The organism is Mycobacterium sp. NPDC003449, assembly GCF_053588415.1.
This window is the reverse complement of the sequence record NZ_JBSFPX010000062.1, coordinates 25,082-35,080: the sequence shown is the minus strand read 5'-3', so window position 1 is coordinate 35,080 and position 9,999 is coordinate 25,082. Positions and strand designations below refer to the sequence as shown.

Annotated in this window: 8 protein-coding genes; 7 read left to right on the top strand and 1 reads right to left on the bottom strand. The window is 67.6% G+C overall.

The window, feature by feature from the left end:
* From tal to ACWDTP_RS17405, 5 genes are all read left to right on the top strand, one after another.
* A partial coding sequence (tal, locus tag ACWDTP_RS17425) for a transaldolase (RefSeq protein ID WP_450021880.1) occupies nt 1-1,051 on the top strand: 1,051 nt, incomplete at its 5' end.
* Between the two features lie 92 nt (nt 1,052-1,143).
* Complete coding sequence (gene zwf / locus ACWDTP_RS17420) at nt 1,144-2,625, top strand: glucose-6-phosphate dehydrogenase (RefSeq protein WP_450021887.1); 1,482 nt, start codon at nt 1,144-1,146, stop codon at nt 2,623-2,625.
* Entirely contained in the window at nt 2,622-3,533 is a 912-nt protein-coding gene (gene opcA / locus ACWDTP_RS17415) for a glucose-6-phosphate dehydrogenase assembly protein OpcA (protein ID WP_450021878.1), read from the top strand. Before zwf ends, opcA begins: the two co-directional genes overlap by 4 nt.
* On the top strand, nt 3,530-4,261 hold the full coding sequence (gene pgl, locus ACWDTP_RS17410; RefSeq protein ID WP_450021876.1) for a 6-phosphogluconolactonase: 732 nt from the start codon (nt 3,530-3,532) through the stop codon (nt 4,259-4,261). The genes opcA and pgl overlap by 4 nt, the downstream gene beginning before the upstream one ends.
* Nucleotides 4,262-4,535: 274 nt before the next feature.
* A complete protein-coding gene (locus tag ACWDTP_RS17405; RefSeq protein ID WP_450021874.1) occupies nt 4,536-4,907 on the top strand; it encodes an ATPase in 372 nt (123 codons plus the stop codon).
* Between the two features lie 9 nt (nt 4,908-4,916).
* Here ACWDTP_RS17405 and ppc read toward each other — a convergent pair whose 3' ends face one another.
* Nucleotides 4,917-7,724, bottom strand: coding sequence for a phosphoenolpyruvate carboxylase (ppc, locus tag ACWDTP_RS17400; protein ID WP_450021872.1), 2,808 nt, complete (start codon nt 7,722-7,724; stop codon nt 4,917-4,919).
* A 150-nt stretch (nt 7,725-7,874) separates the two neighbouring features.
* Here ppc and ACWDTP_RS17395 point away from each other — a divergent pair, with 150 nt between their 5' ends.
* The gene (locus tag ACWDTP_RS17395) at nt 7,875-8,858 is read left to right on the top strand and encodes a substrate-binding domain-containing protein (RefSeq protein ID WP_450021870.1); all 984 of its coding nucleotides are present in this window, start codon (nt 7,875-7,877) and stop codon (nt 8,856-8,858) included.
* Nucleotides 8,859-8,906: 48 nt separating this feature from the next.
* On the top strand, nt 8,907-9,998 hold the full coding sequence (locus tag ACWDTP_RS17390) for a galactitol-1-phosphate 5-dehydrogenase (protein WP_450021868.1): 1,092 nt from the start codon (nt 8,907-8,909) through the stop codon (nt 9,996-9,998).
* The last annotated feature ends 1 nt before the right edge of the window (nt 9,999 follow it).

The window sequence follows — 9,999 nt, the reverse complement described above, 5'->3', positions numbered from 1 at the left end:
GTCCCGCGACCGCCTGCAGACCGGCAACCTGCAGAATCTGATCGACACCCGCAGCATCGTCGGCGTCACCACCAACCCGTCGATCTTCCAGGCCGCGCTGTCCAAGGGCACCGCCTACGACGCGCAGGTGTCCGAACTCGCCGAGCGGGGCGCCGACGTCGACGCCACCATCCGCACCGTCACCACCGACGATGTCCGCAACGCGTGCGATGTTCTGGCCAAGCAGTATGAGGCGTCCGACGGCGTCGACGGCCGGGTGTCGATCGAGGTCGACCCCCGCCTGGCCCATGACACCGATAAGACCATCCTGCAGGCCATCGAGCTGTGGAAGATCGTCGACCGGCCCAACCTGCTGATCAAGATCCCCGCGACGCTGGCCGGGCTGCCCGCCATCACCGCCGTGATCGCCGAGGGCATCTCGGTCAACGTCACCCTGATCTTCTCGGTGGAACGGCACCGCGCCGTGATGGACGCCTATCTGGCCGGGCTGGAGAAGGCCAAGGAGGCCGGCCACGACCTGTCCAAGATCCATTCCGTCGCATCGTTCTTCGTGTCTCGCGTCGACACCGAGATCGACGCCCGGCTGGACAAGATCGGCGGCGATGCGGCGCTCGCGCTGCGCGGCAAGGCCGGTGTGGCCAACTCGCGGCTGGCCTACGCGGCCTATGAAGAGGTGTTCGGTTCCGATCGTTTCGCCGCGCTCAAGGCCGAAGGGGCGCGCGTGCAGCGCGTGCTGTGGGCCTCGACCGGGGTGAAGAACCCGGACTACTCCGACACCCTCTACGTCACCGAGCTGGTGGCACCGCACACGGTGAACACCATGCCGGAGAAGACCCTGGAGGCGGTCGCCGATCACGGTGACATCGCGGGCAACACCGTCTCCGGAACGGCCGCCGCGGCGCAGGAGACGTTCGACGCACTGGCCGCGGCCGGCATCGACCTGCCCGATGTGTTCAAGGTCCTCGAGGACGAGGGGGTCGAGAAGTTCGAGAAGTCGTGGCAGGAGCTGCTCGACGCTACCCAGGGTCAACTGGACGCCGCCAAGAAATGAGCGTCACGAAGGATGTGACCGCCTCAGTGACCGATTGCACTGGGGCGCCGCCTGACTGGAGCAATCCGCTGCGTGACAAACGCGACAAGCGGATGCCACGGATCGCCGGTCCATGTTCCGTCGTGATCTTCGGTGTGACCGGCGATCTCGCCACCAAGAAGCTGATGCCGGCGATTTACGATCTGGCCAACCGCGGGTTGCTGCCGCCGACGTTCGCCCTGATCGGTTTCGCAAGACGGGACTGGGCCGATGAGGATTTCGGCGCCGTGGTGCTCGACGCGGTGCGCAAGCACGCCCGCACACCGTTCCGCCAGGAGGTATGGGACCGGCTGGCCGAGGGGATCCGCTTCGTTCAGGGCTCCTTCGACGACGATGAATCGTTCAGCAGGCTCGCCGAGACGTTGAGCAAGCTGGACGCCGAACGTGGAACCGGCGGAAACCACGCCTTCTATCTGTCCATCCCGCCGAAGGCGTTCCCCCAGGTCCTCGAACAGCTGTCGAGAACCGGTCTGGCGAACAAGCCCGACGGCTGCTGGAGCCGGGTGGTGATCGAGAAGCCGTTCGGGCACGACCTCAAGAGCGCCGAGGATCTCAACCACCTCGTCAACAGCGTCTTCCCCGAGTCGTCGGTGTTCCGCATCGACCACTATCTGGGGAAGGAGACGGTGCAGAACATTCTGGCGTTGCGGTTCGCCAATGAGCTCTTCGAACCGGTGTGGAACGCCCACTATGTCGACAGCGTGCAGATCACCATGGCCGAGGACATCGGGTTGGGCGGCCGCGCCGGGTATTTCGACGGTGTCGGGGCCGCCCGCGACGTGATCCAGAACCACCTGCTGCAGTTGCTGGCCCTGACCGCCATGGAGGAACCGGTCAGCTTCAGCCCCCATGAACTGCAGGCCGAGAAGATCAAGGTGCTCTCGGCCACCCGGCTGGTCGAACCGCTCGACGAGACCACCTCGCGCGGTCAGTACACCGCCGGCTGGCAGGGCGGCCAGAAGGTGGTCGGCCTGCTCGACGAGGAGGGGTTCTCCAAGACCTCGACGACCGAGACGTTCGCCGCGATCACCCTCGACGTGGACACCCGGCGCTGGGCGGGTGTGCCGTTCTATCTGCGCACCGGAAAGCGGTTGGGCCGCAGGGTGACCGAGATCGCCCTGGTGTTCAAACGGGCACCGCACCTGCCGTTCGACGCCACCATGACCGAGGAACTCGGCCAGAACGCCCTGGTGATCCGGGTGCAGCCGGACGAGGGCATCACCATGCGGTTCGGCTCCAAGGTGCCGGGCAACACCATGGAAGTGCGCGACGTCAGCATGGACTTCTCCTACGGTTCGGCGTTCGCCGAGGAGTCGCCCGAGGCCTACGAGCGGCTCATCCTCGACGTGCTGCTCGGCGAGCCCTCGCTGTTCCCGGTCAACGCCGAGGTCGAGTTGGCCTGGAAGATACTGGATCCCGCGCTGGACTACTGGAGCTCGCACGGCAAGCCCGACCCCTACGAGTCGGGGACGTGGGGCCCGGAATCCGCGTTCGAGATGTTGCACCGCAGTGGGCGCGAATGGAGGCGGCCGTGATTGTCGATCTGCCGGACACCGGCACCGACGTCATCAACAAGAAGATCGTCGCACTGCGCGAGGAGGGCGGCGCCATCACCCTTGGCCGGGTTCTGACCCTGGTCATCGCTCCCGACACCGAAGCGCTGCTGGAGGAATCGATCGAGGCCGCCAACGCCGCCAGCCGCGAACACCCCTGCCGCGTCATCGTGGTCATGCCCGCGGACCGGAAGGCCACCGAGGCGCGACTGGACGCGCAACTGCGGGTCGGGCGTGACGCCGGCGCCAACGAGGTTGTGGTGCTTCGGCTTTCCGGCCCGCTCGCCGATCACGCCAGCAGTGTGGTGACGCCGTTTCTGCTGCCCGACACCCCGGTGGTCACCTGGTGGCCGGATGTGGCCCCGGATGTCCCCGCCGAAGACCCGTTGGGCAAGCTGGCGATCCGCCGGATCACCGACGCCACCAACGGTGCCGATCCCTTACGGGCCATCAAGGGCCGGGCGAAGGGCTACTCCGCCGGGGATACCGACCTGGCCTGGAGCCGGATCACCTACTGGCGCGCCCTGCTGACCTCCGCGCTGGATCAGGCGCCCTACGAACCGATCACGTCAGCCCTGGTGTCCGGTCTCAAGGACGAGCCCGCGCTGGACATCCTGGCCGGCTGGTTGGCCGGCCGGATCGACGGCCAGGTGACACGGGCAGTCGGCGATCTGAAGGTCGAACTCAACCGGCCCAGCGAGACCATCACGCTGAGCCGCCCGCAGAACGGGGTCACTGCGAAACTGACCCGCACCGGCAAGCCGGACGCATCGGTTCCGCTGGCCCGCAGGGAAACCCGTGACTGTCTGGCCGAGGACATGCGCCGTCTGGATGCCGACGAGATCTATTACGACGCATTGCGAGGTATCGACAAGGTGAAGTACGCATGAGCCCGGTGATCGAGCGCTACCCCGACACCGCGGCGCTGGTGGCCGCGGCGGGCGACCGGCTGGTGGAAGCCATCAACTCCGCGATCGCCGCGCGCGGCCAGGCGACCATCGTGCTCACCGGCGGCGGCACCGGCATCGGCCTGCTCAAACGGGTCGGCGAGCGGGCCGCCGAGATCGACTGGACGAAGGTCCACGTCTACTGGGGCGATGAGCGTTTCGTTCCGCAGGACGACGACGAGCGCAACGACAAGCAGGCCCGTGAGGCGCTGTTGGATCAGGTCGGGATCCCGGACGTCAACGTGCATGCGATGGCCGCCAGCGACGGCGAGTTCGGCGACGATCTCGCCGCGGCGACCGAGGGGTACGCCCAGCTGCTGACCGCCAACTTCGACGCCCCTGGACCCGAGTTCGACGTGCACCTGCTCGGAATGGGCGGCGAGGGGCACATCAACTCCCTGTTTCCCGATACACCCGCGGTGCGCGAGTCCACCCGCCTGGTGCTGGGTGTCACCGACTCCCCCAAACCGCCGCCGCGGCGAATCACGTTGACGCTGCCCGCGGTCCGCAACTCCCGCGAGGTGTGGCTGGTGGTGTCCGGTGCGGCCAAGGCCGAGGCGGTTGCCGCCGCGGTCGGCGGGGCCGATCCCGTCGACGTACCCGCCGCAGGCGCGGTAGGCCGCGAGCGCACGGTCTGGCTCCTCGACGAGGCCGCGGCGGGCAAGCTGTAACCGCCGTTCACTCGTCGGTGCCTGCCGAGACCTGGCGATCGGGCGGCCGGTCGGCCAGTGCCTCGGCATAGCCAGCCAGATAGTCGGCCACCTGGCGGTCGGATCGCATCCGGTCTGTCGGGTGGGCCGGCCGGGTTCGGGGTTCGCAGAATCGCCGCACAACGATTCAGACGCAGCGCGGCGCCGTTCGGTTCCCCCGAGCGTCAAGACTGGACGGGCGCGGATTGAGCTGTCGAGACGGTCAACGTGTTGACCGAGCGCCATACTGTCTGACATGGCAGACAGAAGCGACGGTCGTGCCCGCCCCGCAACGAGGCGCATCAAAACCCTGACGCAGGCGGCCCTCAACGCCGATGCCACGGTCGAACAGGTCGAGACACTGCTGATCGACCTCGATCGCACCGTCGTCGGCCTCAACCGGTCGATCGGCGATCTGGACGGCACCCTCGAACGGTTCAACGCCACCATCACCAGCATCGATGAGCTCGCACCGCGCCTGGTCAACATGGTCGACCGGTTGGAAGTCATCGTGCGGCGGGTCGAGGCGATCGTCGACATCAGCGAGGCGGTGACCTCACCACTGGCAACCGCGGAGAACGCCGTCCGCGGGGTGATCAACGCTGTACGGCGAACTGCCGGGGTGTGACAGCGACAATCAGCCGCTATTGCGCAGGGCAGTCGCCAATCCGCTCATGGTGAGCAGGATTCCGCGCTGCACCAGCTCCGCGGTGTCGCCGGAGCGATACCGGCGCAGCAGTTCGACCTGCAGATGGTTGAGCGGTTCGAGGTAGGGGAACCGGTTGAAGACCGACCGGGCCAGTGCCGGGTTGTCGGCCAGCAGGTCGTCCTGTCCGGTGATCAACCGGTGCATCCGCAGGGTGCGGCCATGCTCGGCGACGATCTTGTCGAATACGCGTGCACGCAGTTCCTCGTCGTCGACCAGTTCCGCATAGCGCGCCGCCAGCCCCAGATCGGATTTGGCCAGCACCTGCGCCATATTGGACAGCACGGTCCGGAAGAACGGCCAGCGTTCGTAGAGGTCCTGCAACACCTTCAGCCGGGTGCCCCTCTCGTCCGGGTCGTCGGCGACCCATTCCTCGAACGCCGTGCCGGTGCCGTACCAGCCGGGCAGCATCACCCGTGACTGGCTCCAGGCCAGCACCCACGGAATGGCCCGCAGATCGGCGATCGAGGTGGTCGGCTTGCGCGATGTGGGACGGCTGCCGATGTTGAGCGCGCCGATCTCGCTGACCGGTGTCGACGCTTTGAAGTAGTCGACGAAACCCGGTGTCTCGTGCACCAGTTCGGCGTAGGCACGCTGGGCCCGGGCGGACAGGTCGTCGAGCACCTCGTACGCCGGCCCGGCCTCCTCCCCCAGCCCCTCGACGTCGAGCAGGGTGGATTCGAGCGTCGCGGCCAGCAGGGTCTCCAGGTTACGGTGCGCGATCCTCGGTTCGGCGTACTTGGCGGCGATCACCTCACCCTGTTCGGTGATCCGCAGCGAGCCCTTCACCGCCCCTGGCGGCTGGGCCAGGATGGCGTCGTAGCTGGGGCCGCCACCCCGACCGACCGTGCCGCCACGACCATGGAAGAGCCGCAATCGAATTCCGGTCCTGCGAGCCGATTCGACGAGGTCCAGCTCGGCCCGGTACAGCGCCCAGTTGGCGGCCAGGTACCCGCCGTCCTTGTTCGAATCCGAATAGCCGAGCATCACCTCCTGATGGCCGCGGCGGGCCGACACGATCGCCCGGTACACCGGAAGATCCAGCGCGGCCTCCAGGATGGACGATCCGCGCTGCAGGTCGTCGATGGTCTCGAAGAGCGGCACGATCCCGACCGGCGCGTACACCTGCGAGCCCGAGGCATCCAGCAGGCCGGCCTCTTTCAGCAGCACGGCCGCTTCGAGCAGATCCGAGACCGATTGGCACATCGAGATGATGTAGTTCGGCACGGCCTGCGGGCCGAACACCCGCACCGCCCGAGCGGCGGCCGCCACGATGTCGAGTTCTTTGCGCGCCAGCTCGGACAGTTCGGCGCCGTCGCCGATCAGCGGGCGGCGGGTGGAGATCTCGGCCGTCAGCAAGTCGACCCGCGCCGGTTCGTCGAGTGACGCGTAGTCGGGATGCACGCCGGCCCAGGACAGCAGCTCGGCGACCACCTGTTCGTGGATGTCGGAATTCTGCCGCATGTCCAGGCCCGAAAGGTGAAACCCGAATACCCGCACGGCTTCTCGTAGCCGGTTCAACCTGTCGTCGGCGAGCACCGCACTGCCGTTGGCGCGCAGTGAGCCATCCACGGTGTCGAGGTCGGCCAGGAACTCGCCGGGGGTGCGATACCGCTGCAGTCCCAGGTCGAGTTCGTGTTCGGGTTGCTCGTCGAGGATCTCGCGTGCGGTGGCGGTGAGCCGGGCATGGATCACCCGCAGTGCCCGCCGGTACGGTTCGTCCGCCCGCGCCGGTTCGTGGCAGGCGTCGGCCAGGGCCGCCAGGCCGTCGCTGACCCTGACCAGCCGCGCCGACATCGACAGCTCTTCTTCGAGCCCGGTGATCTCGGTGAAATAGTGCTCCATCGCCATCTGCGCCGCGCGGCCGGTGGCCAGCCGGACCACCTCGGCGGTGACGTTGGGATTGCCGTCGCGATCCCCGCCGATCCAGGACCCCGGTCGCAGGATCGGCTCCTCCAGCAGATCCCGGCCCGGCCAGCGGGCCTGCAACGCATCCCGCACCCCGGCGTTGACCTGCGGGATCACCTCGAAGAACGCGGCCGGGTAGTAGCGCAGGCCGGTTTCGATCTCATCGGAGATCTTCAGCCGCGACAGCCGCACCAGCGCGGTCTGCCACAGCGTGAGCACATGGCGGCGCAGTTCGACCTCGATATCACGGCCGTCCTCGGTGCGGCTGTGGCCGTGCATGCGCAGGCGCATCAGTTCGGTGATGCGGTGCTGGGTGTCGAAGATCGTGCGCCGCCGGGTCTCGGTGGGATGGGCGGTGATCACCGGCGCCACCAATGCGCCGGTGAGTGCCTCGGCCACGGCCGTCGCGTCGAGTTCGGCGGAATCCAGTTTCAGGTAGGTCGCGGCCAGGCTGCTGTCCTGCGGTGGTTCACCGGCCGCGACGTGCACCTCGCGGCGCCGCTCCCGGTGGATGTCCTCGGCGACGTTGGCCAGCAGCGCGAAGTGCGTGAAGGCCCGGATCACCGGGATGGCCCGGCGGACATCGGCTCCGGCGAACATCCCGGCGAGTTCGGCCCGGTCGATTTCGGAGCGGCGCACCCGGAACGACTCGACGCGGGCCCGCTCGACGAGGTCGAAAACCTCCTCACCGTTCTGCTCGCGGACGGTGTCGCCGAGAATCGCGCCGAGCAGCCGAATGTCCTCGCGCATCGGTTCGGTGGCCTCGTGGCCCACCTCGGTGCGCTGGACGGAGCCGATCGGTTCGAGTGCGACGTCGTTGGGTTGAGCCATCTGCCCAGTATCGGCGCGACGACGGCGCATCGCAGGAATGCGCACATGAGCAAAATTGTGCGCATATGTTGACGATCGCATAGCCCCGTCCTTAACGTGATGGGCGTCACGCGGCCCGGCACCGCTGCCGCCGCCCAGCTAGGAGGACAGGTGAGATTCCTACAAGCAATCTCCGGGATCGCGCTCGGAGCCGCCATGGCGTTGACGTTCTCGGGGTGCTCGGTACCCGGCGATAACACCGCCCAGAACACCGCCACCGTCGACGGCCCGGTCAAGATCGGCTTCAGCCAGGCAACCCAGCAGAGCCCGTTCTACGTCGCCCTCACCGACGCGGCCAAGGCGGAGGCGCAGGCGCAGGGCGGCGAATTCTTCTACGCCGACGCCAACGGCGACGTGACCAAACAGAACAACGATGTCCAGGACTTGATCACCCGGGGTGTCAACGTGCTGGTGATCAACCCGGTCGACCCGAAGGGCATCACACCGTCGCTGGCCGCCGCCGAGGCCGCCGGTATCAAGGTGGTGACCGTCGACCGCCCGGTCGAATCGGGTGCGGCGGCCTTCGTAGGCCGCGACAACAAGGCCATGGGCCGGCTGGTCGGAGAGGAAACCGTCCGGGTACTCGGGCCGGCAGGCGGCAAGGTCATCGAGATACAGGGCGACGCGGGTGGCGCGGTGGCCAGGGACCGCCACGACGGATTCCAGGCCGCGGTATCGGCCCAGCCGAACATCACCGTCGTCGACGGTCCGTACTGCGACTACACCAGATCCAAAGCGGTCACCGCGATGCAGGACCTGTTGCAGGCCCATCCCGATCTGAAGGCGGTCTATGCCCAGAACGACGATATGGCGCTGGGTGCCCTGCAGGTTCTGCACGAGAACCACCGCGCCGACGTCAAGGTCTTCGGGGTGGACGGGCTGATGGAGGCCGTCCGCGCCATCGCAAACGGCGACCAGTACATCGCGACCGCACTCAACGATCCGAACGTCGAAGGCAAGCTCGCCATCCAGACCGCGGTCAAGGTGGCCCACGGTGAATCGGCACCGGAATTCGTCGATGCCGGAACGGATCTGGTCAACAAATCCAACGCACCGTCGCTGGAGGGCGAAGCGACCTTCGCCGCCGCCACCTAGCCGGCCGACTTCGAGCCAGGCCAGCCAACACATGAGGAGACGATTTCGATGACCACCGAGGCCCCCGCCCCGGCGACCGTACCGGCCCGGTCCACCCGGCCCGAACATATGACGGCGGCGGTGATGTACGCGCCCGGCGACATCCGGGTCGAGCAGGCGCCGGTGCCCACACCCGGCCCCGGCGAGGTACTGCTCAAGGTCGCCGCGTGCGGCGTGTGCGGATCCGACGTCCCCAGGATGCTGCGCAACGGCGGCTATGTCATGCCGATCATCTGTGGGCACGAGTTCTCCGGCTGGGTCGCCGAGATCGGTGCGGGCGTGGACGGATTCGATATCGGTGAACTCGTCTCGGTGCCCCCGCTGATCCCGTGCCGCCGCTGCGACTTCTGCGCCAAGGGCGCATTCGGGCTCTGCGAGAATTACGATTACTTCGGCAGCCGGTCCGACGGGGCCTACGCCCAGTTCGTGGTCAGCCCGGTGGGCAATCTGCTGAAGCTGCCCGCAGGCATCGATCCCCGCGCCGCCGCGATGCTCGACCCCGCCGCGATCGCGCTGCACGGGCTGTGGAAGACCGGCCTGCGGGCCGGGCACCGCGTCCTCGTCATCGGTGCGGGCCCGATCGGACTCTTCGCCGTCCAGTGGGCCAAGCTGCACGGCGCCGACCAGATCGTCGCGGTCGACCTGAGCGACGAAAAGGCCGCCATGGCGCGTGCGGCCGGCGCCACCCACGCGGTGCAGGGCGTCGAAGAGGCGCGCGCGCTGAGTGGGCGCGGCTTCGACATCGTTCTCGAGTCCGCGGGCACCCCCGCGACGGCCGATATGGCGGCCGACCTCACCGGCCCACACGGTCACGCGGTCTTCGTCGGCATCCCGCACGCACCCGTGACGCTGGAAAAGGACACCTTCAACAAGTTCATGCGGCTGGAGACCAGCCTGCACGGCTCATGGAACTCGTTCTCGGCACCGTTCCCCGGCGACGAGTGGCGCACGGCCGCCCAGATGCTGGCCGCCGGAACACTCAAGTGGGAGTTCATGATCACCCACGAACTGCCGTTGTCGGACCTGCCGGGCATGATGCGCCAGCTCGGCGACCGCTCGATCTTCTCGTCCAAAGTGTTGTTCCTGCCCAACGAGGACTGAG